General features: G+C 69.2%; 24 protein-coding genes, 1 other RNA gene and 1 riboswitch. Of the genes, 21 read left to right on the top strand and 4 right to left on the bottom strand.

Translation table 11 applies throughout. The features are described from left to right. Positions 1-42: 42 nt before the first annotated feature. Positions 43-1,143 carry a bifunctional diaminohydroxyphosphoribosylaminopyrimidine deaminase/5-amino-6-(5-phosphoribosylamino)uracil reductase RibD gene (ribD, locus tag AC3A5T_RS04770; RefSeq protein WP_487627590.1) on the top strand — a complete coding sequence of 367 codons (1,101 nt, stop codon included), beginning with the start codon at positions 43-45 and terminating at the stop codon, positions 1,141-1,143. A 107-nt stretch (positions 1,144-1,250) separates the two neighbouring features. Here the strand turns inward: ribD and AC3A5T_RS04765 are convergent, their stop codons facing one another. Beyond that, on the bottom strand, positions 1,251-1,862 hold the full coding sequence (locus AC3A5T_RS04765; RefSeq protein WP_487627589.1) for an outer membrane beta-barrel protein: 612 nt from the start codon (positions 1,860-1,862) through the stop codon (positions 1,251-1,253). Positions 1,863-2,082: 220 nt separating this feature from the next. Continuing rightward, a riboswitch (FMN riboswitch) is annotated at positions 2,083-2,231 on the top strand. Positions 2,232-2,329: 98 nt separating this feature from the next. Here AC3A5T_RS04765 and AC3A5T_RS04760 point away from each other — a divergent pair. The 5 genes from AC3A5T_RS04760 to thiL are packed head-to-tail and all read left to right on the top strand — an operon-like array spanning position 2,330 to position 5,985. Then, positions 2,330-2,947, top strand: coding sequence for a riboflavin synthase (locus AC3A5T_RS04760; protein ID WP_487627588.1), 618 nt, complete (start codon positions 2,330-2,332; stop codon positions 2,945-2,947). Then, complete coding sequence (gene ribB, locus AC3A5T_RS04755) at positions 2,944-4,044, top strand: 3,4-dihydroxy-2-butanone-4-phosphate synthase (RefSeq protein WP_487627587.1); 1,101 nt, start codon at positions 2,944-2,946, stop codon at positions 4,042-4,044. Before AC3A5T_RS04760 ends, ribB begins: the two co-directional genes overlap by 4 nt. 42 nt (positions 4,045-4,086) lie before the next feature. Beyond that, complete coding sequence (gene ribH / locus AC3A5T_RS04750; protein WP_232134287.1) at positions 4,087-4,554, top strand: 6,7-dimethyl-8-ribityllumazine synthase; 468 nt, start codon at positions 4,087-4,089, stop codon at positions 4,552-4,554. Next, positions 4,551-5,015 carry a transcription antitermination factor NusB gene (gene nusB, locus AC3A5T_RS04745; protein WP_487627586.1) on the top strand — a complete coding sequence of 155 codons (465 nt, stop codon included), beginning with the start codon at positions 4,551-4,553 and terminating at the stop codon, positions 5,013-5,015. Before ribH ends, nusB begins: the two co-directional genes overlap by 4 nt. Before the next feature lie 16 nt (positions 5,016-5,031). Further along, a complete protein-coding gene (gene thiL, locus AC3A5T_RS04740; protein ID WP_487627585.1) occupies positions 5,032-5,985 on the top strand; it encodes a thiamine-phosphate kinase in 954 nt (317 codons plus the stop codon). A gap of 4 nt (positions 5,986-5,989) precedes the next feature. Here thiL and AC3A5T_RS04735 read toward each other — a convergent pair whose 3' ends face one another. The 3 genes from AC3A5T_RS04735 to AC3A5T_RS04725 all read right to left on the bottom strand — a co-directional run bounded on the left by AC3A5T_RS04735 (position 5,990) and on the right by AC3A5T_RS04725 (position 8,431). Next, complete coding sequence (locus AC3A5T_RS04735) at positions 5,990-6,547, bottom strand: TlpA disulfide reductase family protein (protein ID WP_487627584.1); 558 nt, start codon at positions 6,545-6,547, stop codon at positions 5,990-5,992. Between the two features lie 265 nt (positions 6,548-6,812). After that, on the bottom strand, positions 6,813-7,193 hold the full coding sequence (locus tag AC3A5T_RS04730) for a YraN family protein (protein WP_487627583.1): 381 nt from the start codon (positions 7,191-7,193) through the stop codon (positions 6,813-6,815). Then, complete coding sequence (locus AC3A5T_RS04725; protein WP_487627582.1) at positions 7,190-8,431, bottom strand: penicillin-binding protein activator; 1,242 nt, start codon at positions 8,429-8,431, stop codon at positions 7,190-7,192. Before AC3A5T_RS04725 ends, AC3A5T_RS04730 begins: the two co-directional genes overlap by 4 nt. Positions 8,432-8,487: 56 nt before the next feature. On the opposite strand from AC3A5T_RS04725, the gene rsmI reads away from it, so the two are divergent. From rsmI to ftsA, 15 genes are all read left to right on the top strand, one after another. After that, positions 8,488-9,336 (top strand): 16S rRNA (cytidine(1402)-2'-O)-methyltransferase, encoded by an 849-nt coding sequence (gene rsmI, locus AC3A5T_RS04720; protein ID WP_487627581.1) that lies wholly within the window; start codon positions 8,488-8,490, stop codon positions 9,334-9,336. Positions 9,337-9,373: 37 nt separating this feature from the next. Beyond that, positions 9,374-10,207, top strand: a complete 834-nt coding sequence (locus AC3A5T_RS04715; protein WP_487627580.1) for an alpha/beta hydrolase — start codon at positions 9,374-9,376, stop codon at positions 10,205-10,207. Positions 10,208-10,257: 50 nt separating this feature from the next. Then, positions 10,258-10,621: RNase P RNA component class A (gene rnpB, locus AC3A5T_RS04710), an RNA gene on the top strand. 567 nt (positions 10,622-11,188) lie between these two features. Beyond that, positions 11,189-11,638, top strand: coding sequence for a division/cell wall cluster transcriptional repressor MraZ (mraZ, locus tag AC3A5T_RS04705; RefSeq protein WP_487627579.1), 450 nt, complete (start codon positions 11,189-11,191; stop codon positions 11,636-11,638). 20 nt (positions 11,639-11,658) lie between these two features. Continuing rightward, positions 11,659-12,600, top strand: a complete 942-nt coding sequence (gene rsmH / locus AC3A5T_RS04700) for a 16S rRNA (cytosine(1402)-N(4))-methyltransferase RsmH (RefSeq protein ID WP_487627578.1) — start codon at positions 11,659-11,661, stop codon at positions 12,598-12,600. Beyond that, positions 12,597-12,866 (top strand): cell division protein FtsL, encoded by a 270-nt coding sequence (gene ftsL / locus AC3A5T_RS04695; protein ID WP_425497280.1) that lies wholly within the window; start codon positions 12,597-12,599, stop codon positions 12,864-12,866. Before rsmH ends, ftsL begins: the two co-directional genes overlap by 4 nt. Next, positions 12,863-14,752, top strand: coding sequence for a peptidoglycan D,D-transpeptidase FtsI family protein (locus tag AC3A5T_RS04690; RefSeq protein ID WP_487627577.1), 1,890 nt, complete (start codon positions 12,863-12,865; stop codon positions 14,750-14,752). Before ftsL ends, AC3A5T_RS04690 begins: the two co-directional genes overlap by 4 nt. Before the next feature lie 8 nt (positions 14,753-14,760). Then, positions 14,761-16,236 (top strand): UDP-N-acetylmuramoyl-L-alanyl-D-glutamate--2,6-diaminopimelate ligase, encoded by a 1,476-nt coding sequence (locus tag AC3A5T_RS04685; RefSeq protein ID WP_487627576.1) that lies wholly within the window; start codon positions 14,761-14,763, stop codon positions 16,234-16,236. Then, on the top strand, positions 16,233-17,615 hold the full coding sequence (locus AC3A5T_RS04680) for a UDP-N-acetylmuramoyl-tripeptide--D-alanyl-D-alanine ligase (RefSeq protein WP_487627575.1): 1,383 nt from the start codon (positions 16,233-16,235) through the stop codon (positions 17,613-17,615). The genes AC3A5T_RS04685 and AC3A5T_RS04680 overlap by 4 nt, the downstream gene beginning before the upstream one ends. Beyond that, the gene (mraY, locus tag AC3A5T_RS04675; RefSeq protein WP_487627574.1) at positions 17,605-18,690 is read left to right on the top strand and encodes a phospho-N-acetylmuramoyl-pentapeptide-transferase; all 1,086 of its coding nucleotides are present in this window, start codon (positions 17,605-17,607) and stop codon (positions 18,688-18,690) included. The genes AC3A5T_RS04680 and mraY overlap by 11 nt, the downstream gene beginning before the upstream one ends. After that, entirely contained in the window at positions 18,690-20,027 is a 1,338-nt protein-coding gene (ftsW, locus tag AC3A5T_RS04670; protein WP_487627573.1) for a putative lipid II flippase FtsW, read from the top strand. Before mraY ends, ftsW begins: the two co-directional genes overlap by 1 nt. Further along, entirely contained in the window at positions 20,024-21,478 is a 1,455-nt protein-coding gene (gene murC, locus AC3A5T_RS04665) for a UDP-N-acetylmuramate--L-alanine ligase (RefSeq protein WP_487627572.1), read from the top strand. Before ftsW ends, murC begins: the two co-directional genes overlap by 4 nt. After that, positions 21,475-22,449: a D-alanine--D-alanine ligase gene (locus AC3A5T_RS04660; protein WP_487627571.1), complete on the top strand. Its 975-nt coding sequence runs from the start codon at positions 21,475-21,477 to the stop codon at positions 22,447-22,449. The genes murC and AC3A5T_RS04660 overlap by 4 nt, the downstream gene beginning before the upstream one ends. After that, entirely contained in the window at positions 22,446-23,273 is an 828-nt protein-coding gene (locus AC3A5T_RS04655) for a cell division protein FtsQ/DivIB (RefSeq protein WP_487627570.1), read from the top strand. Before AC3A5T_RS04660 ends, AC3A5T_RS04655 begins: the two co-directional genes overlap by 4 nt. Next, positions 23,270-24,505 (top strand): cell division protein FtsA, encoded by a 1,236-nt coding sequence (gene ftsA, locus AC3A5T_RS04650; RefSeq protein ID WP_332079508.1) that lies wholly within the window; start codon positions 23,270-23,272, stop codon positions 24,503-24,505. The genes AC3A5T_RS04655 and ftsA overlap by 4 nt, the downstream gene beginning before the upstream one ends. Positions 24,506-24,518 lie beyond the last annotated feature (13 nt).

Genomic DNA, 24,518 nt, shown 5'->3' with positions numbered 1-24,518 from the left:
GTCCTTCCCGATCGTGATCGAACACGTTGTCTGGAGAATTCTATGTCCGATTTCACCGCCGACGACCACCGTTTCATGGCGCAGGCGCTGCGCCTCGCCGAGCGCGGCGCCTGGACCACGCGTCCCAATCCGATGGTCGGTTGTGTGCTCGTTGCCGGCGGCGCAGTCGTCGGTGAAGGTTTCCACGTGCAGAAGGGCGGCCCGCACGCGGAAGTGGTCGCGCTGCAGGCGGCCGGCGACCGTGCGCGCGGCGCGACGGCGTACGTGACCCTGGAGCCCTGCGCGCATACCGGCAGCACCGGGCCGTGTGCCGACGCGCTGATCGCGGCCGGGGTGTCGCGCGTGGTCGCCGCGATGCGCGATCCGTTCCCGCAGGTCGACGGCGCCGGCTTCGATCGCCTGCGCGCGGGGGGCATCGAGGTCGAATCCGGGCTGATGGAAGCGCAGGCGCGTGCGCTCAATCGCGGCTTCCTGTCGCGCATCGAACGCGGTCGGCCGTGGCTGCGGATCAAGCTCGCCTGCAGCATCGACGGACGCACGGCGATGGCGAACGGCGATTCGAAATGGATCAGCGGCGAGGCCTCGCGCGCGGACGTGATGCGCTGGCGCGCGCGCGCAGGCGCGCTGATGACCGGCAGCGGCACGGTGCTGGCCGACGATCCGCAGTTGACCGTGCGTCTCGAAGAGCGCGCGCCGGTAGCGACACCGCTGCGCGTGGTGCTCGACGCAGGCCTGGCGACGATCGCGCGCGGTAACGTCCGCGACGGCGCGGCGCCCACGGTGTACGTGCATGCGCACGACACCAAGGTGCCGCACGGCTTCGACGCGCCGCGCATTTCGATGCCGCGGGGCGCGGACGGCCAGCTCGACCTGCATGCGGTGCTGGCGGCGCTGGGCGAGGGCGGCATAAACGAAGTCCAGGTCGAAGCGGGCGCCACGCTGTCGGGCGCGTTCCTGCGCGCAGGCCTCGTCGACGAACTGCTGCTCTACGTCGCCCCGGTGTTGCTGGGCGAGCGGGGCCGTCCGCTGTTCGACGGCCTGGGCATCGACACGATGGCGCAGCGGCTGCATCTGCAGACTGTCGAGACGCGGCGGATCGGTGACGACCTGCGTCTGTTGCTGCGGCCCAGGTCGGCTTTGTAATGCGGTGAATGTCCGCTTGCCGGGTGAGCTGACGCGTCCGTTTCTGGCTTAGCTATCGACCAGGACGGGCCCCGAAGGGCCCGTTCCGTGACAACAGCGGGATTGGATTAGAAGCTCGCGCGCACACCCACCTGGAACTGGGTCGTATCGCTGTACTTCTCGACTTCGCCGACCAGACCCCACATGCGGGTCAGGTTGATCTGGCCACCGAGCACACCGAAGAAGTTGTCGTCCAGATCCTCGCCATCCGCATAGCCTGCCTTGATCCACGCTTCGGTCTTCGGCGACGGCTTGCCGCGCAGGCCGGCGGTACCGCGCCACAGGTTGACGTGGTCGCGGATGGTCTCGCGAGACGTTCCGATACGCAGATCGGATTCCACGCCCAGGCGTACGTAGGCGATGTCGGCGGTGAAGTCGAGGCGATCGGCGACGTCCATGCGATAGCCGATGCCGATCTCCACCTCGTCGACGGTCAATTCCGCATCGATGGTGGAAGCGCGCCAGGTCTTGCTGACCTCCGAGTAGCCGCCGAACACATAGGCCGTCGGAGCGATCGCAAGCGAGCCGCGGATGTAACCGCCATCGCCCTTGTCGAGGAAATCGTCTTCGATCTGCAGCTGGGTCCAGCCGGCTTCAACGAAGGTGTAGCTGGGCATGTCGGCTGCACTGGCAGCGCACGGCAGCGCGGCCAGCAAGCTGGCGAGAAGGATGTTCCGCATTGAGAAATGTCTCCGGTGAATGAAATCCATGTCACCCGGCCATTGCGGCGGGGCAGAGGCGACGTACTTGTCGCGGCGCGGATTCTAACGTTTTCCTCACGATGCGCCAGATGGTGCAAAGTTGACCCATCTGTGCAATGAAGCGTCTCGGGCTCGCGGGCAGCCGTGCAACGGCGCGCTGCTAGAATGCGCAGGCCGGCATTGCCGGCAACACACAATCGAATGTCTTCGGGGCGGGGTGGAAGTCCCCACCGGCGGTAGGCGCGGCGACGCGCGAGCCCGCGAGCGCTGCCGGCACATGCCGGCGGGTCAGCAGATCCGGTCGAATTCCGGAGCCGACGGTCAGAGTCCGGATACGAGAAGACGACCTCATGCGTGGCCGATCGGCCGCGCACGCTGTCGCGTCCCGGACCGTTCCCATTCGGCTTGACCGTGCGGGCGTGCCCCGTGCGGACGGAGGCAGCGACATGTTCACCGGACTGATCGAGGGCGTCGGACGCCTGGTTTCCACCGAATCGCGCGGCGGCGACGCGCGGCTGCGCATCGCGGTCGGCACGCTGCCCTTCGACGGCGTGGCGATGGGCGAAAGCATCGCGGTCAATGGCGTCTGCCTGACCGTGGTCGCGTTCGACGACGTGCATTTCGAGGCCGACGCCTCGACCGAAACCCTCTCGCTGACCACGCTCGGCGTGCTGGCGCCGGGCCGCGCGGTGAATCTGGAGCGTGCGATGCGCCCGACCGATCGCCTCGGCGGCCATATGGTCAGTGGCCATGTCGACGGCGTCGGCAGCGTCGCGTCGGTGCACGACGATGCACGCGCGCAGCGCTGGCGCTTCGAAGCGCCGGCCGCGCTGCTGAAGTACATCGCGTACAAGGGTTCGATCTGCGTCGACGGCGTCAGCCTGACGGTCAACGCCGTCGATGCGGGCGGCTTCGAGGTCGCGCTGGTGCCGCACACCGTTGCGCATACCGCATTCGGCAGCACGCCCGTCGGCGAGGCGGTGAACCTGGAAGTGGATCTGGTCGCGCGCTATGTCGAGCGCCTGCTGAGCGCGGGCGTCGTCCCGGCGGAAGCGGCGGCATGAATTTCGCACCCGTTCCCGAACTGCTGGAAGAGATCCGCCAGGGCCGCATGGTCGTCATCGTCGACGACGAGGACCGGGAAAACGAAGGCGACCTGATCATGGCCGCCGAGCTGGTCAAGCCGTCGGACATCAATTTCATGGTCACCCACGGCCGCGGCCTGGTGTGCCTGCCGGTGACGCCCAGCCGCGCTGCGCAGCTCGGTCTGGCGCCGATGGTCCGCGCGAACACCGCGCAGTTCCAGACCAACTTCACCGTCAGCATCGAAGCTGCCGAAGGCGTGACCACCGGCATCTCGGCCCATGACCGCGCGCACACGATCCGCACCGCGGTGAAGGCGAACGCGAAGCCCGAGGATCTGCACCAGCCCGGCCACATCTTTCCGCTGGTCGCGCAGCCCGGCGGCGTGCTGACCCGCGCCGGTCACACCGAAGCCGGCGTCGACCTGGCGATGCTCGCCGGTCTCGAGCCGGCCGGCGTGCTGGTCGAGATCCTCAATCCCGATGGCAGCATGGCGCGCCGCCCGGAGCTGGAAGTCTTCGCGCGCGAACACGGCCTGAAGATGGGCTCGATCGCCGATCTCATCGCCCATCGTCTCGCCACCGAGCACACGGTCGAGCGCATCGACGAGCGCGAGATCGACACCGAGTTCGGCGCCTTCCGTCTGGTGACGTATCGCGACCGCATCGCCCACGAGTTGCATTTCGCGCTGGTGCGCGGCACGCCGGATGCCGATACACCGACGCTGGTGCGCGTGCAGGTGGAGAACCCGCTTGCCGATCTGCTGCACTGGCGTCGCGACGATTTCGGCGTCGCCGGCAGCGATGCGCTGCGCGCGATCGCCGACGCGGGGCAGGGCGTGATGGTGGTGCTGTCCGCGCCGCGCGACTCCGACGCCCTGCTGGCGCGCCTGCGCAAGGAGGCCGTGGTCCGGCCGCCCGGCAAGGACAAGGACGTGGGCCAGTGGCGTCGCAACGGTGCGGGCGCGCAGATTCTTGCCGATCTGGGCCTCGGCCGGCTGCGCGTGCTGGGCACGCCGCGCAAGCAGGTGGGCCTCGCCGGCTATGGCCTCGAGGTCGTCGAATACGTCACAGCCTGACCCACGCTAAACTGAGCGGCCCTGCGCGAATCTCCCATGCCCATGAGCTACATCGAAGGCGACCTGCGCGCCCCGGCCGGCGCGCGTTACGCGATCGTCGCCAGCCGCTGGAATCCCAAGATCACCGACGCGCTGATCGCCGGTGCGCGCAAGGCGTTCGCCGATCACGGCGTCGCCGAGGATGCGGTCGACGTGATCCGCGTGCCCGGTGCCTGGGAGATCCCGGTGGTCTGCGCGCGGCTCGCCGCGGCCGGCGCGCATGCCGCGCTGCTGGGCCTGGGCTGTGTGGTGCGCGGTGACACCCGCCATTACGAGCAGGTGGCCGACGGTTGCAGCGACGCGCTGATGCGCGTGGCGCTCGACAGCCGGGTCCCGGTCGCCAACGGCGTGCTCGCGGTCGAGGATTACGTCGACGCCGAGAAGCGTGCCGGCGGCAGCCACGGCAACAAGGGCGAAGAAGCGGCGCTGGTCGCCATCGAAATGAGCAACCTGTTGGACAAGATCGGATGAACCAGACCCGCAAACCCCATGGCGTCGACCCGGTGCTGCGCTCGCGCGCGCGCCGCCGCGCGCTGCAGGCCATCTACGCGATGCAGATGTCGGGCACCGAACCGCGCGAGATCGTCGCCCAGTTCGCGCACGAGCAGGCCAAGGAAGTGGCCGATCTCGCGTACTTCGAGGATCTGGTCCACGGCGTCGGCACGCGTCATCGCGAACTCGATGTGGCCCTGGCACCGTTCCTCGACCGCACGATCGAAGAAGTCGATCCGATCGAGCGCGCGATGTTGCGCATCGCCGCCTACGAACTGCAGCACCGCGTCGACGTGCCGTACCGCGTCGTCATCGACGAAGCCCTGAAGACCGTCAAGCGTTTCGGTTCCGAGCACGGTCACACCTACGTCAACGGCGTGCTCGACCGTGCCGCCGCCGAATGGCGCGCGCCGGAAGTCGGAGCGCTGCGCGGGCGTTGAGCCCGGCACGGCTGCAATGGCCGGCGAGTTCGACCTGATCGACCGAATCCGCGCGCGCGTCGTAGCGCGCGACGACGTGGTGCTGGGCATCGGCGACGATGCCGCACTGCTGCAGCCGCCCGCCGGCATGCAGCTCGTCGTCGCGATGGACACGCTCAACACCGGCATCCATTTCCCGCACGACACCGCGCCGGCCGATATCGGCTGGAAGGCGCTGGCGGTGAACCTGTCCGATCTCGCGGCGATGGGCGCCACGCCGGCGTGGTGCACGCTGTCGCTGTCCCTGCCCGAACCCGATGCGGCCTGGGTCGATGCGTTTCTGGATGGTTTCGACGCACTCGCGCGGCAACACGCCGTGGCCCTGGTCGGCGGCGACACCACGCGTGGGCCGTTGTCGGTCTGCGTGAGCGTGTTCGGCTTCGTTTCGCCTGGCCGCGTGCTGCGTCGTGATGCTGCGCGCGTCGAGGATGAAATCTGGGTCAGCGGCACGCCGGGCGATGCCGCGGCGGCCTTGGCGCAGTGGTCGGCCGGTGGTGCGCGTGATCCTGCGTTGCGCGCGCGGCTCGACCGGCCGACGCCACGTGTTGCGCTTGGCCTGCGATTGCCCGGGCTGGCGCATGCCGCGATCGATATCTCCGATGGCCTGCTCGCCGACCTCGCCCACGTCTGCCGCGCCAGCAGCGTACGCGCCGAGATCGACATCGACGCCATACCGGCATCGGATGCGTTGCGCGCCGCTGGGCTCGAACCGGATACGCGTCGCACGCTGCAGGCGAGTGGCGGCGATGATTACGAGCTGTGCTTCACCGCGCCGGTCGGTGCGCGTGACGCGATCGTGGCCGCTGCGCTGGAAGCAGGTGTGCCGGTGACCCGTATCGGGCGCATCGTTAAAGGGCGGGATGTCGTCGCGACCGCGAACGGCGCGCCCTGGACGCCGGCGCGCGCCGGCTGGGATCACTTCATCGACTGAGCGTTCAACGCGCCGCGGTACTCGCCGCAGGTCGCGATTTCACTTCGTCGGGCAGCAGGCCCAGCACTTCGTTGATGATTCCTGGCAGGGCCTGCTCGCTGTAGCCACGGTGCACGTGGGCGACACGGCCTTCGCGATCGAGCATGAACATGTGCGGCAGCGACTGCACGCCGTAGAGATCACTGACGTTTCCGCGCGCGTCGTGCACCCAGGTCAGGTCGATGTCGCGATTCTGGCGCACCAGGTCGGTGAACGCGCGGCGCGGCTCTTTGTAGTTGATCGCGACGACCTCCAGCGCGTCGCGCCCGACCACACGCTGGAAATGCCCGAGCACCGGCAGTTCCTTGCGGCAGGGCGGACACCAAGAGGCCCAGAAGGTCACGATCACGACCTTGCCGCGCAGTGCGTCCAGATCGACCTCGTTGCCGGCGCGGTCCTTGCCGAGCAGCGCTGGCGGCAGGCTACCGACGGTCGGTGAGGCCGCATCCTTCGCGATGGCCGATGCCATCGGCAAGAAGAGCAACAGGCACGCGAGTACGCGTGCGGCGATCGAAGTCTTCATCCCTGATTCCCCGTGTCCCGAGTGCGATCTTCGCATGTGGGATCTCGATTGCGACAGCGTCTTCAGGTCTGCGCTCTTCAGCGTGATTCGCATGGTGTATCAGGTGACCGCAATGCGCACCTCTCCCTCCGGGAGAGGTCGACACGCGTAGCGCGTCGGGTGAGGGCTGGGCTTCCCCGCGACGTCCGCCCTCACCCCAACCCCTCTCCCGCAGGGAGAGGGGCTCTAGAGCACTCTCGCGAGAAAAGAGATCCAAGAGCCAGCCTCAATCATCCGCGCGAAACGCATCCTCGATCCACCGCAGCGTCGGCGCATCGGGATCGCCACTCGCTTCCACCACATCGAACCGGCAGGGCAGATCACGCAGCCCGCGCTCGCGCATCAGGAACTGCTGCGCGGCCAGCACCAGTCGCCGGCGTTTGCCGGCATCGATCGAGGCCGCGCCACCGCCGAACGCCGCGGTGCGGCGATGGCGGACTTCGACGAAGACGACGACGCGCGACGCGCCGCGTGCGTCGAGCATCACCAGGTCGAGTTCGCCGCTGCGGAAACCGACGTTCGCGGCGAGGGGGCGCAGGCCGGCGGCCTGCAGCTGCGCGGCCGCGGCCCGCTCGACGGCAGCGCCATCGCGCCGCCGGTCGTTCAACCGCCGGCGTCCGCCTGCGGCACCACGTAGCCGTTGCGCCACGTGGCCCATGCGGGCTGGCGCATGACGTTGCCGTCACCGGCGATGCGCAGCATGCCGGTCGCGCCGCCGATGGCGGCATCGGGCGTGCGGGCGAGGTGTTCGAGATAGCCGCTCAGCAGCCACGCGTCGAAGCCGAATGCGAACAGGCGCGCGGCGCCGCCCCGTGCGGTGGGCAGTTCGCGCGACACCTCGGTCAGCGGCGGCAGCGAACGCGCGCTGGCGCCGGTCGACCAGCTTTCGGTCGGGAACACGATGCCGTCGAGAATCTGGTCTTCCTCCGCCTTGCCGGTGCCTTGCGCCAGCAGCGAGCTGCCGACCCGCGGGCGCGTGGCGAGACCGGCGACCGACAGCTGCGGCGCGAGCACGCGCGCCTGGTTGCCGCGGATCGCGAGATACACCGCGTCGACACCGGCGCCGCCGGCCAGCGCGTTCTGCAGCGCCGGCGTCTGGTCGACAGGGGTGTCACCGATGATCGCGAGCGTCGCGACCACGCTGCCGCCGTTCTGGGCCAGACGCGCGGTCAGCGCATCGACGCTGCGACGCGCGGCGTCTTCGCCGTTGCTCAGCACCAGCACGTTGCGCGCGTTGCGCTTGAGCAGGTACTGCGCGGCGGCGTCGCCTTCGTCTTCGGGCGCCAGCGAGAACGCGGCCGCGTTGTCCGGCGCCTGCACGGAGCCGCGGTTGAGCGCGATCACCGGCACCTGCGCGGGGCTGTGGAACAGCGCGTCGACTTCCTCGCGGCCGAGTGGGCCGACGACCTGGTCGGCGCCTTCGGCGATCGCGCGGCTGTAGGCGTTCGCGGTGCCGGCCGCGGTGCCGGCGGTGTCGTAGAACGCGAGTTCGGGGCGCTCGCGTCGCTCGCCGTAGTAGCCGGCCAGCAGGCCATCACGGACCGGCGCAGCGGCGGTCGCGAGTGCGCCGCTCATCGGCAGCAGCACGGCGAGCTTGCGCGGCGGGCGATAGCCATCGCGCTCGGCGGCCGGGCGGGTGTCGTCGAAGGTCCAGCGACCCGGCGCAGCCGGCGCTTCCGACGGCGCGGCGACCGGACCGGCACTGCCGGTGGTCTGCACGGTCGCGCAGCTGGCGAGCGCCGCCACCAGTGCGGCGCCGGCGAGCAGGCGCAGAGCGCGGGGCTGTGCACCGACGGCGCGCGTCGTGCGCGTGCGGGCGTTCGAAGGCTGGGCCGTTGCTGCCATGTCGCGGTTCCGCTGCGGGATAATGGGCGCATTCTAGCGTTCCCGGTGTGCAGACGATGAGCGACCCTTCCCGCGCCCCCGGCGTCCTGCACGTCGTGGCGACGCCCATCGGCAATCTGGGCGACCTGTCGCCGCGCGCGCAGGCAGTGCTGCGTAGCGTCGATGCGATCTGCGCCGAGGACACCCGGCACACGCGCCAGCTGCTCGGTCACTTCGGCATCGAGCGCCCGCTGATCGCCCTGCACGAGCACAACGAGGACGGCCTGGCCGCGCGTCTGGTCGAGCGCCTGCAGTCCGGCGAATCGCTGGCGCTGGTCAGCGATGCCGGCACGCCGCTGGTCAGCGATCCCGGCTTCCGGCTGGTGCGCGCGGCGCGCGAGGCGGGGCTTCGCGTCTCGCCGGTGCCGGGACCGAGCGCGTTGATCGCCGCGCTGAGCGTCGCCGGCCTGCCGAGCGACCGCTTCGTGTTCGAAGGCTTCCTGCCGGCCAAGGCCGGTGCCCGCCGGGAACGTCTGCAGACGCTCGCGTCCGAGCCGCGCACGGTGCTGTTCTACGAGTCGTCGCACCGCATCGAGGAAATGCTGGCCGACGCGGTGCAGGCTTTCGGCGGCGGACGTCCGGCGGTGGTGGCGCGCGAACTGACCAAACTGTTCGAGACCGTGCTCGACGGCCCGCTGGAGGTACTCGCCGCGCGCGTCGCCGGCGAGGCCGACCAGCGCAAGGGCGAGTTCGTGGTGCTGATCGAAGGCGCGGGCGACGACGTCGACGCGCGCCTGGCCGAGGGGCGTCGCGTCTATGCACTGCTGTCCCGCGAGATGAAGCCGTCACTGGCCGCGAAGCTTGCCGCCGACATCACCGGCGCGCCGCGCAAGTCGCTGTACGGGCAGGGAACTCCGGACACCTGATCGCGTCCAACGGTGTCCCAAGGAAGGAGGTCACCGCGTGCAGTCCCGAATCGCCCGCGGCCTGATGGCCGTCGCGCTGTGCGTCGTCATGGCCGGTTGCACCTATTCGCTGAAAGAGTCGCATCTGGTCCGGCCGATGCCGGCACCGCCGCCCGATCTCGCCGTGCTGGCCGCCACGCATGCCGGCTACACCGCCACCGAATCGCGGGTCGACACGCCGGACGACGTGTCGATCTATCGCGTCGACCTCAAGCGCGCCGACGCCCGCGCGACGGTGCTGTATTTCGGCGGCAACGGTTTCCGCACCGGGCTGCACGCGCGACGCATCTTCGACGCCTACGCCGGGCTGCCGGTGGATCTGGTGCTGGTCGATCATCGTGGCTATGGCGCCAGCACCGGCACGCCGACCATCGACGGGCTGCGCGCGGACGCGTTGCAGGTCTACGACCAGGTGCGCGCCGAGACGACAGGCCGGCCGCTGATCGTGCACGGCCAGTCGCTGGGCAGCTTCTTCGCCGGGCACGTGGCCGATGCGCGACCGCTCGATGGCCTGGTGCTGGAGAGCTCGATGACCACCGCCGAGGACTGGACCCGGCTTGCGGTGCGGCGCTTCGACATCGCGCCTGCCCTGCAGAAGACCGGCAACCTCGACGTCGCGCGTCGGCTCGACGAGCCGGTGCTGTATGTGGTCGGCGAACTCGACGTCACCACCGCGCCGAAGTTCTCGCAGGCGCTGTTCGATGCGACGCCGTTGCAGGCGGGCGTCAAGCAGCTGGTGATCGTGCCGGGTCGTGGTCACAACGACGCGACGCTGTCGCCGGAATTCGGCGTCGCGTTCACCACGTTGCTGGAACGGGCATCCGCCGATTGAGCGCAGCGCGCCGGTCTGCGGTGTCACCGGCGTGCGACAATGCGCGCGGCGGAGTCGGCCAGACAGTCGCGTCATCCCGGGTGCTCGCATCCGGCGATGCCGAGGAAAGTCCGGGCTCCACAGGGCAAGGTGCCAGGTAACGCCTGGGCGGCGCGAGCCGACGGAAAGTGCAACAGAAAGATACCGCCCAAGACTGCTTTAAGCAGGACGGCAAGGGTGAAATGGTGCGGTAAGAGCGCACCGCGAGTCTGGCAACAGACCGGCACGGCAAACCCCACCTGGAGCAAGACCAAATAGGGACCTCATGACGTTGCCCGCGTCGGGTCCGGGTAGGTTGCTCGAGCGTACCGGTGACGGTGCGCCTAGAGGAATGACTGTCCACGACAGAACCCGGCTTATCGGCCGGCTCCGCCACCTTTCTGTCTGAAGCCTCCGAAGGATTGGAGGCTGTGTCGCGTGGTGTGTCCGCTCTCACTCGACGCGCTGTGCGCCTCGACCTCTCCCTGAGGGAAAGGTGTCTGCTCGCCCCGTCTCCTCTGGCATCGGAGCCCGATCGGTGGCGGCGTCGGTCCAATCGAGAAAACCGGGCGTCCGATCCCGCCTGTTTCGAGGTGCGATGCGACCTGAACCGGCTTGACCGGCGACTCGCTTGCGCAACGCCCCTCCGAACGCTGCCTGAAACGCGTGAATGCTGCGATGCAGCAAGGCGATTGCGTGAAGCCCTTGTGAGGGTTCCGTTCATCGCCAAATTCACCCAAATCTCAAAATTTGAGACGAAACAGAAGCTTGTGGATAAAGCTTGAACAAGTCTCTGAAGAGTGCTGCAAGTCATTGACCAGACAGGTGAAAAGTTCTCGACAAAGCTGTTGACAACCCAAATGGCGGGTCCTAAGGTGGCGACTCGTGGGGAAACCGGGAATTTCGTGGTTTTCCGAACGCCAAAGCCCGCTTCAGACGGGCACCCAACGGGCAGGAACGGACGTGTTGCAGGGCGAGACCGCCATCACCATCGACGAGAAAGGCCGACTGGCGATTCCCACCGCCTATCGGGACTTCGTCGCGCGTGAATGCGACAACCGGCTGGTCCTGACCTACAACCCCTTCGATGCCGGCGGGCTGTACCTCTACCCGTTCAAGGCCTGGGAAATGCTGCGCGACCAGGTCAATGCGCTGCCGCGCACGCTGGCCCGCAACCGCACCCTGCAGCTCAAGCTGGTCGGCGCCGCCACGGTGCTCGAACCCGACGCCAGTGGCCGCATCGGCATTCCGTCCAGCCAGCGCAACACGGTCGGCATCGACCGCCGCGCGGTGCTGGTGGGCATGGGCGACAAGTTCGAGCTCTGGAGCGAGCAGGCGCACCAGGCGCAGATCCGCCAGACCCTGACCGACGAGGACATGGCCGGCGACGATCTCGAAGGATTGCCGTTGTGACCGCCGGTGGTACGGATGCGATGTCCGGCCACCTCCCGGTGTTGTACGCGCAGGTGCTCGACGGCCTGCACGTGCGCCCGGATGGCCGCTATCTCGATGGCACCTTCGGCCGGGGCGGTCACGCCGCCGGTGTGCTCGCGCAGCTGGGCGCCGATGGCCGCCTGCTGGTGATGGACAAGGATCCCGAAGCGATCGCCGTCGCCCAGGCCCGTTTCGGCGACGACCCGCGCGTGTCGATCTACCGCGGCAGCTTCATCGAACTGACCGGCTGGCATGAGGCCACCGAAGCGCCCCTCGATGGCGTGCTGTTCGATCTGGGCGTGTCCTCGCCGCAGCTCGACGTGGCCGAGCGTGGTTTCAGCTTCGGCAAGGACGGTCCGCTCGACATGCGCATGGATCCGGACGCGGACGAGAGCGCGGCCGAGTGGATCGCGCGCGCCGACGAGGCCGCGATCGCCGATGTGCTGTGGACCTACGGCGAAGAGCGCATGAGCCGCCGTATCGCGCGTGCGATCGTCGCGCGTCGGGCCGAGACGCCGTTCCTGCGTACCGCCGATCTCGCCGCGGTGATCGGCGCCAACGTGCCGCGCAGCAAGTCCAAGCCGGGCCAGAAGGAGACGAATCCGGCGACGCGTTCGTTCCAGGCGATCCGCATCCACATCAACCGCGAACTGGCCGATCTCGAAACCGGTCTCGACGCCGCGCTCGCGGCGCTGCGTCCCGGTGGCCGTCTCGCGGTGATCAGCTTCCACTCGCTGGAAGACCGCATCGTCAAGCGCTTCATCGCCGGCCACGCGAAGGCACCGGCCGGCAATCGCCGCCTGCCCGAGGCCGCGCCGTTCGTGCCGCGCCTGCGCATCGTCGCCGACGCGACCAAGGCCGATGAGACCGAACTGCACGCCAACCCGCGCGCCCGCAGTGCGGTGTTGCGCGTGGCCGAGAAGCTGGAGGCGGCCGCATGAAGTTGCGCCATCTCGTCGTCGCGATCCTGCTCGCCGCCAACGTGATCACCGCGATCGGCGTGGTCCACGCGCGCCACGACTATCGCCAGCTCTACATCGCCCTGACCCGCCTGGAGCGCGCCCGCGACGAGCTCAACATCGACTTCGGCCGTCTCCAGCTCGAACAGGCGACGTGGGCGATGAGCAACCGCGTCGACCAGGTCGCGCGTGAGCGTCTGGGCATGCGCTTCCCCGAGACGGCCGAAATCGTCGTGGTGCGCCCATGAACTTCCGCAAGTTCATCAAGGCCGGAGACGGTCACGCCAAGAAGCCGCGCAAGCGCGCGCAGTTCGATCTGCGTCTGCGCCTGATGCTGGTCGGCGGCGCGCTGGGCCTGGGCGCGGTGGCGCTGGTGGGCCGCGCGGTGGACCTGCAGCTGATCGACAACGCGTTCTACCAGCAGAAGGCCGATGCGCGCTTCCGCCGCGAAGTGCCGATCCCGGCCTCGCGCGGCATGATCACCGACCGCAACGGCGAGCCGCTGGCGATCTCCTCGCCGGTCGAATCGCTGTGGGCCAATCCGCAGGAACTGAGCAAGCATCCCGATCGTCTGCCCGAGCTGGCCCAGGCCACCGGCCTGCCGCTCGAGGAACTGTCGCGCGCGGTGTCGCAGCGCGCCGACAAGGAGTTCATGTATCTCCCGCGCCACCGCCGGATCAGCCCGGTGGCGGCCAAGCGCGTGCTCGACCTCGGCGTGCCGGGCGTGTTCTCGCAGCGCGAGTACCGCCGTTTCTACCCGCAGGGCGAAGCGGTCTCGCACGTGCTGGGCTTCACCAACATCGACGACAACGGCCAGGAAGGCGTGGAGCTCGCGTTCGACGAGTGGCTGGCCGGCAAGCCGGGCGCGCAGAACGTGATCCGTGATCGCCACGGCCGCATCGTCGAACACGTGAGCCTGGTGCGCGCCGCCGAGCCGGGCAAGGACCTGGTGCTGAGCATCGACCGCCGCATCCAGTTCCTCGCGCATCGCGAGCTGCGCCGCGCGCTGGAGGAAACCGGCGCGAGCGCGGGCTCGATCGTCGTGCTCGAAGTGGCCACCGGCGAGGTGCTGGCGATGGCCAACCTGCCGACCTACAACAACAACCGCGTCACCGGCGAGAACCGCGATGCGCACCGCAACCGCGCGGTGACGGATCTGCTCGAGCCCGGCTCGACGATGAAGCCGATCACCGTGGCCGCGGCGCTGGAGAAGGGCGTCATCACCCCGGCCAGCACGTTCAACACCAGCCCCGGCTGGATTCCGAACGGTCGCTTCCGCACCAGCGATTTCCGCAATTACGGCGTGCTCGACACCACCGGCATCATCACCAAGAGCTCGAACGTCGGCTCGGCGATGATCGTGCACAAGCTCGAGAACCAGTACTTCTACGATTTCGTGCGCAGCTTCGGCTACGGCCAGAGCACCGGCAGCGGATTCCCCGGCGAAGCCGCTGGCCTGTTTCCCGATCCCTCGCGCTGGAGCGGCACGAGCAAGCAGGGCATGTCCTACGGCTACGGCCTGTCGGTCACACCGATGCAGATCGCGCACGCCTACGCCACGCTCGGCAACCACGGCCGCTCGATCGCGCCGACCTTCGTCAAGGGCCACGCCGGCGAATCGCGCCAGGTCGTCTCGGCCGCGGTCGCCGATGAAGTGGTGCGGATGATGCAGACCGTCACCGAACCCGGCGGCACCGGCACGCGCGCAGCGATCCTCGGCTATCACGTCGCCGGCAAGTCCGGCACGGCGCGCAAGGCCAGCGGCGGCGGGTATGCACGGCGCTACCTCGCGTTCTTCGCCGGCCTGGTGCCGGTCGAGAATCCGCGCTTCGCGATGGCCGTGGTCATCGACGATCCGGACACCTCCAAGGGCGGTTCCACCTACGGCGGCGGCTACGTGTCCGCGCCGGTGTTCCAGCGGGTCATGGACGGCGCGCTGCGCCTGATGGACGTGCCGCCGGACGATATCGACACCTGGCTGGCCGCGCAGGCCACGGCCGACGCCAAGCGCGCGCGCGAGCAGGGCCGTGCCGTACCTGCGCCCGCGACGCCTGCTGTCGCACCGGTCGCGCCCGTCGTCTCCGCCGCGCAGGGCGCGCCGGTCGCCGCGCGCGTCGCCGGAGGCCAGCGATGAGCCGCGCGATGGCCCTCAACGCATTGTTGCCCGACGTGGCCGCGGTGCCGGCCGACACGGTAATCACCGGTCTGGTGCAGGACAGCCGCGCGATCCGTCCGGGCGACGCCTTCGTCGCGATCGGCGGCTTCGGCACGCACGGTCTGCACTTCACCGAAGTCGCGCGCGCTGCCGGCGCCAGCGCGATCCTGTTCGAACCGCCGGTGCCTGCGGAGATTCCGTCGCTGCCGACCGATGCGATCGCCGTCTCCGGTCTGCGTGCACGCATGGGCGCGATGGCCGACGCGTTCCACGGCCAGCCCTCGCACGCGATGACGATGGTCGGCGTGACCGGCACCAGCGGCAAGACCTCGACCGTGCAGCTGCTCGCGCAGGCCTTCGAGGCCATCGGCACGCGCGCCGGCACCATCGGCACGCTCGGCGCCGGCCTGCACGGTGCGGTCGAGCCGACCGGGTTCACCACGCCGCTGGTGCTGCAGACGCATGCGCTGCTCGCGCAGTTGCGCGACGACGGCGCGCAGGCGGTGGCGATGGAAGTCAGCTCGCACGCGCTCGACCAGGGCCGCGTCGACGCGGTGCATTACGACGTCGCGGTGTTCACCAACCTCACCCGCGACCATCTCGACTACCACGGCGACATGGCCGGCTACGGCGCGGCGAAGGCCAAGCTGTTCGTGCGCGAGGGCCTGAAGGCCGCCGTGATCAACATCGACGATGCCTTCGGCGCGACGCTGCCCGCGCAACTCGCCGACGGCGTCCGTGCGATCACCATCAGCGCCGCCGGCGATGCCGCCGCCGACATCGCCGCGCACGACATCGCGCTCGACGATCGCGGCATCGCGTTCTCGCTGCGTATCGACGGCCAGTCGCTGCCGGTGCGCGCGGCGCTGCTCGGCCGCTTCAATGTCGATAACTTGCTGGTCGTCGCCGGCGTACTGCGCGCGCTGGAACATGCTCCCGCGGACATTGCGCGCGTGCTGGCCGGTCTGCAGCCGATCGCGGGCCGCATGAACCGCCTGGGTGGCGACAGGCAGCCGCTGGTCGTCGTCGACTACTCGCACAAGCCCGATCCGCTGCAGCAGGCCCTGCAGTCGCTGCGCGGCCATCTGCGCGGCGAGCTGGTCTGCGTGTTCGGCTGCGGCGGCGAGCGCGATACCGGCAAGCGTCCGCAGATGGCAGCCATTGCCGAAGCCAATGCCGACCGCGTCATCGTCACTGACGACAACCCGCGCGGCGAGAACGGTGACGCGATCGTCGCCGACATCATGGCCGGCTTCGCACGGCCCGACGCCGTCACGATCGAGCGCGACCGTCGCCGCGCGATCGAACGTGCGATCGGCGGATCGAAGCCGGGCGACATCGTGCTGATCGCCGGCAAGGGCCACGAGCCCTACCAGGAGATCGACGGCGTGCAGCATGCGTTCGACGACCGCGTCGTCGCGCAGGCTGCGCTGGATGCACGCAACGCGGAGGGCGCGCGATGAATCCGCTGTCGCTCGCCCGCATCGCCCAACTGGTCAACGGTCGCCTGCACGGCGTCGACAGCGACTTTCCGATCGACGCCGTCGCCACCGACACCCGCAAGCTCGACGCGGCCGAGGTGCACGCACTGCTGTTCGTCGCGCTGAAGGGCGACACCTTCGACGGGCACGATCACGTCGCCGATGCCGCGGCCCGCGGCGCGCGCGCGGCGCTGGTCGCACGTCCGCTCGACATCGCGTTGCCGCAGATCGTCGTCGCCGATCCGCAGCTGGCGCTCGGTGCGCTGGCGACCGCGGTGCAGCGTGCGCGCGCCGCGACCGTCGTGGCGATCACCGGCAGCAACGGCAAGACCAGCGTCAAGCAGCTGGTCGCCGCGATCCTGTCGCGCCACGCGCCCACCAGCTTCAATCCCGGCAATTTCAACAACGAGATCGGCCTGCCGCTAGCGGTGATCGATGCGCCGGAAGATGCGGTCTTCGCCGTCTACGAGATGGGCGCCGGCAAGCCGGGCGACATCGCGTATCTGACCGCGATCGCGCAGCCGCGCATCGCACTGGTCAATAACATCGCGCCGGCGCACATGGAGCGCATGGGCAGCCTGCTCGGCATCGCCGACACCAAGGCCGCGATCTACGACGCGCTGCCGGCCGACGGCACCGCCGTCATCAATGCCGACGACGCCTTCGCCCCGTTCTTCGCGCAGCGCGCGCATGGTCGTCGCCTGCTGCGCTTCGGAATCGAGGCCACGGCCGACATCTCCGCGCGCGACGTGCGCCTCGACGAGACCGGTGCGCGTTTCCGGCTGCTCACGCCTGTGGGCGAGGCCGACGTCGCGTTGCCGCTGCCCGGCAGTCACAACGTGCGCAACGCGCTCGCGGCGACGGCCGTCGCGCTCGCGGCCGGCGTGCCGCTGGCCACCATCGTCGCCGCACTGGGCAGCGCCGAAGCCGTGTCCGGCCGCCTGGTCCGCTACACGGTGGCCGACGGCGCGGTGCTGATCGACGACAGCTACAACGCCAATCCCGGTTCGCTCAATGCCGCCATCGACACGCTCGCCGCCGGCGGCGGGGACCGCTGGCTGGTGCTGGGCGACATGCGCGAACTCGGCAGCGACGGCGCGGCGATGCACGCCCAGGCCGGCGTGCGCGCGAAGTCCGCCGGCATCGCGCGGCTGTACGCGCTGGGCGCACTGAGCGCGGCCGCGGCCGATGCCTTCGGCGACGGTGCGCGCCGATTCGATACCCACGAGGCGCTGATCGAAGCGCTGCGGGCCGACCTGCACGCCGACGCGCGCGTGCTGGTCAAGGGCTCGCGCGGCAGTGCGATGGACCGTGTGGTCACCGCGCTGCGCACCACTGAAGGAACCGGACATGCTGCTTGAACTCGCCCGCTGGCTGCAGGGTCTGGAAGACTTCTTCAAGCTGTTCGAGTACCTGACGTTCCGCGGCATTCTCGCGGCGCTGACCTCGCTGCTGCTGTCGCTGTGGCTGGGCCCGGCGGTGATCCGCAAGCTCGCCCAGTTCAAGGGCGGCCAGCCGATCCGTCAGGACGGCCCGCAGACGCATTTCTCCAAGGCCGGCACGCCGACCATGGGCGGCGCACTGATCCTGCTGACGATCTTCCTGTCGGTGCTGATGTGGGGCGACCTGCGCAACAAGTACGTGTGGGTGGTGATGGCCGTGATGCTCGCCTTCGGCGCGATCGGCTGGTACGACGACTGGATCAAGATCGTCAAGCGCGATCCCAATGGCCTGAAATCGCGCTGGAAGTACCTGCTGCAGTCGATCTTCGGTCTCGCCGCCGGCCTGTACCTCTATCTCTATGCCGACGTCGCCGCGGCCACGACCTTCTACGTGCCGCTGTTCAAGTCGATCGCCCTGCCGCTGGCCGGCATCAGCTTCGTCGCGATCGCTTACTTCTGGATCGTCGGCTTCTCGAACGCGGTGAACCTCACCGACGGCCTCGACGGTCTGGCGATCATGCCGACCGTGCTGGTCGCCTGCGGTCTGGGCGTGTTCGCGTATGCCTCGGGCAACGCGGTGTTCTCGAACTATCTGCAGATCCCGCAGGTGCCGGGCGCGGGTGAACTGGTGATCATCTGCGCGGCGATTGCCGGGGCCGGGCTCGGCTTCCTGTGGTTCAACACGTATCCGGCCATGGTCTTCATGGGCGACATCGGTGCGCTGGCGCTCGGCGCCGTGCTCGGCACGATGGCGGTGATCGTGCGTCAGGAACTGGTGCTGGTGATCATGGGCGGCATCTTCGTCATCGAAACGCTGTCGGTGATGATCCAAGTCGCCAGCTTCAAGCTGACCGGCAAGCGCGTGTTCCGCATGGCGCCGATCCACCACCACTTCGAACTCAAGGGCTGGCCCGAGCCGCGCGTGATCGTGCGCTTCTGGATCATCTCGGTGATCCTGGTGCTGGTCGGCCTCGCCACGTTGAAGGTGCGCTGATGGCCCGGGCCTACGACCAGCACGCCCACGACAGCGCCGCCCGCCAGGCGACGCGCATCGACGACATCGTCGGCCGCTTCGATCCGTGGCTGGTCGGCATCATCGTGTCGATCGCGACGCTCGGCGTGATCATGGTCGCGTCGAGCTCGATCGCGATCGGCGAAGACCTCGACGTCGGCCGTTACCACTTCCTGACCCGCCACCTGATGTTCCTGGCCATCGGCCTGGCACTGGCGGTGACGGTGATGCGCACCGAACTCAAGACGGTCGAGAAGTACGACCGCTTCCTGCTGCTCGGCTGCGTGGGCCTGTTGCTGCTGGTGTTCGTGCCTGGCCTGGGGCGCTCGGTCAACGGCGCGCATCGCTGGATCTGGCTGGGCGTGTCGAACTTCCAGGTCGTCGAAGCCGTCAAGGTGATCTACATCGTCTGGCTCGCCAGCTATCTGGTGCGCTTCCGGGACGACGTGAACGCGACCTGGGGCGCGATGCTCAAGCCCATCGGCGTCGCGGTGGTGCTGGTCGCGCTGCTGTTGCTGCAGCCCGACTTCGGTTCGTCGATGCTGCTGCTGGGCGTGACCGGCGGCATGCTGGTGCTCGGCGGCGGACATCTCCAGCGCATGATGCTGCCGGTCATCGGTCTGCTGCCGCTGGTGATCGGCGTCGCCGTGCTCGAGCCCTATCGCATGCGCCGCATCACGTCCTTCATGAATCCGTGGGAGGACCAGCTCGGCGCCGGCTACCAGCTCAGCAATGCGCTGATGGCGGTGGGCCGCGGCGAGTTCGCCGGCGTGGGCCTGGGGGCCTCGGTGCAGAAGCTGTCGTACCTGCCCGAAGCGCATACCGACTTCATCTTCTCGGTGCTGGCCGAAGAACTCGGCTTCATCGGCGTGTGCCTGGTGATCGGCCTGTTCGTCGCGCTGGTCGGCCGTGCATTGTGGGTCGGTCTGAAGTGCGTCGAGATGCGCCGCCACTTCGCCGGCTACTGCGCGTTCGGCGTGGCGCTGATGATCGGCCTGCAGAGCCTGGTGTCGATCGGCGTGAATCTCGGTCTGCTGCCGACCAAGGGTCTGACGCTGCCGTTGGTGTCCTCGGGCGGTTCCAGCGTGATGATGACCTGCGTGGCGATGGGCCTGCTGCTGCGCGTCTCCTACGAACTCGACCGCGCCCAGCGCCAGGTCGCCCGGTTGCGCGGCGATGCCGCAGCGCCGGCGCCGGCCGGCCCGGTGCCTCCCACCACCCAGCCGCCGCTGCCCGTGCAGTCGGCGTCGCTGTCGCGCGGCACCAGCCGCCTGCAGCAGCGCGTCGAACCGAGCTTCGGCGGCAGGAGCCAAGCATGATCCGTCGTCTCCACCAGACCCGCGGCCTGTCGAAGGAAGACTTCGCCAAGGTGTTCTCGCGCGTGCATTTCGTCGGCATCGGCGGCATCGGCATGAGCGGCATCGCCGAAGTGCTGTGCACGCTGGGCTACAAGGTCTCGGGGTCCGACACCGCCGACAGTGCGACCACGCGTCGCCTCACGCGCCTCGGCGCGACCGTGCATCGCGGCCACGCCGCGGCGAACGTGCTCGGCACCGATTGCGTGGTCGTGTCGAGCGCGATCCGTCACGACAATCCCGAATTGATGGAAGCGCGCGCGCAGCGCATTCCGGTGGTGCCGCGCGCCGAAATGCTCGCCGAGCTGATGCGCTTCCGTCGCAGCATTGCGGTGGCCGGCACGCACGGCAAGACGACCACGACCTCGCTGACCGCGAGCGTGCTCGCCGAAGGCGGTCTCGATCCGACCTTCGTCGTCGGTGGCCAGCTGCTGGCCGCGGGCGCGAACGCGCGACTGGGCAGTGGCGACTGGCTGGTGGCCGAGGCCGACGAGAGTGACGGCAGCTTCCTGCGCCTGAATCCGCTGATCGCGATCGTCACCAACATCGACGCCGATCATCTGGAAAACTACGGCGGCGACTTCGCCCGTGTGCAGGCCGCGTTCCACGAGTTCCTGCACCGCCTGCCGTTCTACGGCCTCGCGGTGCTGTGCATCGATGACGCCGAGGTCGCGCGTCTCGCGTCCGAAACGCCGCGTCACGTGATGACCTACGGCCTGTCGGAAGACGCCGATGTGCGCGCCGAAGACATCGGCCAGGACGGCGCGGCGATGACGTTCACGCTGTGCCTGCCCGAGAACACCCGCATCCGGGCGCGCCTCGCGCTGCCGGGTCGCCACAACGTGCTCAATGCGCTCGCCGCCGCTGCCGTGGGCTGGCAGCTCGGCGTCGCGCCGGAAGCCATCGTCGCCGCGCTCGGCCGCTTCGAAGGCATCGGCCGCCGCTTCAACCTGCTGGGCGAACTGGTCACCCCGACCGGCGCACGCGTGCAGCTGGTCGACGACTACGGCCATCACCCCAAGGAACTGGCTGCGGTGTTCGAAGCCGCCCGCGGTGGCTGGCGTGATCGCCGCCTCGTGGTCGCGTTCCAGCCGCACCGCTACAGCCGCACCCGCGATCTGTTCGACGATTTCGCCGGCGTGCTGTCGGATGTCGACGCGCTGGTACTGACCGAGGTCTATCCGGCCGGCGAAGCGCCGATCGCCGGCGCGGATGCCAAAGCGCTGGCGCGTGCGATCCGGGCGCGCGGCCGCATCGATCCCGTCGTCGTCAACGGCGCCGACGAGCTCGCCGGCGTGCTGCCCGACATCCTGCAGGACGGCGATCTGCTGCTGATGATGGGCGCCGGTGACATCGGCGCGGCCGTGCAGCAGCTGGCGCAATCCGGTTTCCAGGTCACGGAGGCCGCGCGATGAGCCTGACGCTGTCGCCGCCGCGTTTCACCGATCCGGCCGTGTTCGGCCGCGTCGCCGTGCTGCTCGGCGGCCCGGGTTCGGAACGCGAAGTCTCGCTGCAGTCGGGGCAGGGCGTGCTCGATGCGCTGCGCGCGCGCGGTGTCGATGCGCATGCCGTCGATGGCGTGCCCGCGCTCGCGAAGGCGATCGTCGCCGGTGAGTTCGACCGCGTCTTCAACATCCTCCACGGCGGCGATGGCGAGAACGGCGTGGTGCAGGGCCTGTGCGATGCGTTCGCGATTCCGTACACCGGTTCGCGCGTCCTCGGCTCGGCGCTGACCATGGACAAGATCCGCACCAAGCAGGTGTGGATGAGCCTCGATCTGCCGACGCCTCGCTACCGCCGTCTGCAGCCGGGCGACGACGTGCATGCCGCGGCGCGCGAGATCGGCCTGCCGGTCATCATCAAGCCGTCGAAGGAAGGCTCGAGCGTCGGCATCAGCCGCGTGTTCGAAGACGCCGACCTGGAGGCCGCGGTCGCACTCGCCGCGCGCTATCCCGGCGAGCTGCTGATGGAACAGATGGTCGAGGGCGACGAACTCACCGTCGCGGTGATCGAAGACGTCGACGGCCCGCGCGCGCTGCCGTCGATCCGTATCGTGCCCAAGGGCGCCTGGTACGACTACGACGCGAAGTACGTGTCCGACGACACCCAGTACCTGTGCCCGGGGCTCGATGGAGACGACGAGACGCGCATCGGTGCGCTCGCGGTCGATGCGTTCGTATCCGCCGGCTGCAGCGGCTGGGGCCGCGTCGACGTGATGCGCGACCGTCGCACTGGCGCGCTGCTGCTGCTCGAAGTGAACACCGCGCCGGGCATGACCAGCCACTCGCTGGTGCCCAAGGCCGCGGCGAAGATCGGTATCGACTACCCGGCGCTGTGCTGGCGCGTGCTCGAAACGACCATCCCCTCGGAGGTCGCGCCGCGATGAACCAGGCGTTCGGCACGATGGCGCGGGTCCTGGCCTGGGCACTGGCGATTGCGCTGGTGGCCCTGCCGGTGGTCGCCGTCGTCAACGGCTGGATCGGCGCCGAGCGCTGGCCGCTGCGCGTGCTGCGCATCAACGACGGCCTGGAGCAGGTCGACACCGCGCGCGTGCGCGCTGCGGTGCTGCCGCATGCGCAGCGCGGGTTCTTCGCCGTGGATCTGGGCGATGCGCAGCGCGACGTCGCGCGCGTGCCGTGGGTCGCCGGCGTCGAAGTGCGCAAGAAGTGGCCGGACGTGCTGGAAGTGCGCATCGCCGAACACGTGCCGTTCGCGCACTGGGGCGACGCGCGCCTGCTGTCGACGCGCGGCCGGCTGTTCGCCGCCGAAGGCGTCGAGGCGCCGGCGGAGATGCCGCGGTTCGACGGTCCGGAGAACCGCATCGCCGACATCGTCGCGCTCTACAACGAATCCCGCGATCTGTTCGGCGGCGCCGGCGTGCAGGTCGAACGCGTTGTGCTCGATGCGCGCGGCAGCTGGCAGCTGACGCTGTCGAGCGGCACCGAAGTCATCGTCGGCAGCCAGGAAGCGCGCCTGCGCCTGGCGCGGTTCGCACGGATGCTGCCGCGCCTGACCACCGGCCGCGCCGAGCCGCTCGCGCGCGCCGACCTCCGCTACACCAACGGCTTCGCCCTCGTCTGGGCGCAGCCCGAAGCGGCCGAAGCCGCTGCCGCTGCCGGCGCCGCGGCGCCGGCCGGCGCACCTGCCAACCGCGTCGCGGTGGCCCCGATCTCCCACGCACTCCGCATCCAGAAGCACGGCCTCACATGAACCGCAAAGGCGACAAGACGCTCATCGTCGGACTTGACATCGGCACCTCGAAAGTGGTGGCGCTGGTCGGCGAGTATTCGCCGGGCAATCCGATCGAAGTCATCGGCATCGGCAGCCACGAATCGCGCGGGCTCAAGCGCGGCGTGGTCGTCGACATCGAATCGACGGTCCAGTCGATCCAGCGCGCAGTGGAAGAGGCGGAGCTGATGGCCGGCTGCGAGATCCGCTCGGTCTACGCGTCGATCTCCGGCAACCACGTGCAGTGCCGCAACTCGCCGGGCATCGTGCCGATCCGCGACAACGAAGTGACCTGGGCCGATCTCGATCGCGTGCTCGACGCCGCCAAGGCCGTCGCGATTCCCGCCGACCAGAAGATCCTGCATGCGATCCCGCGCGAGTACGTGCTCGACGATTCGCAGGAAGGCATCCGCAATCCGGTCGGGATGACCGGCGTGCGTCTGGAAGTGCATGCGCACCTCGTGGTCTGCGCGCAGTCGGCCGCCGCCAACATCAGCAAGTGCGTGCAGCGCTGCGGCCTCTCGATCGACGATCTGATCCTGTCGTCGCTGGCCTCGAGCACCGCGGTGCTGACCTCGGACGAGCGCGAGCTCGGCGTGGTGCTGGTCGACATGGGCGCGGGCACGACGGATCTGGCGGTGTTCGTGCAGGGCGCGATCTGCCACACGGCCAGCTTGCCGATCGCCGGCGACAAGGTCACCGAAGACATCGCGCACATGCTGCGCACGCCGACGCCGGAAGCCGAGCAGATCAAGGTCCGCTACGCCTGCGCGCTGGCGCAGCTGGCGACCAGCGAGGAATCGATCCAGGTGCCGAGCGTCGGCGATCGTCCGCCGCGCCGGCTGCCGCGCCAGTCGCTGGCGCAGGCGGTGCAGGCGCGTTACGAGGAGATCTTCGAGATGGTGCAGGCCGAACTGCGCCGCTCGGGCTTCGAGCAGCACGTCCGCGCCGGCATGGTGCTGACCGGCGGCGCTTCGAAGATGGAAGGCGTGGTCGAACTCGCCGAGGAAATGCTGCAGATGCCGGTGCGCGTGGGCATTCCGCAGCACGTCACGGGCCTGGGCGAAGTGGTCGGCAATCCGGTGCACGCCAGCGGCGTGGGCCTGCTGCTGATGGGCAGCCAGATCGAGCACCCGCGGCGTCCGGTGGTTTCCGGCGGTCGCGCCGGCGGGTGGGTGAAAAAGATGTGGGCGCGGTTCAACGGCGAATTCTGATTCGCGCCAGTGC

Source organism: Luteimonas sp. Soil_C_16, assembly GCF_057657295.1.
Note: the sequence above shows the minus strand (reverse complement) of the source record. Positions and strands in the feature narration are given on the sequence as shown.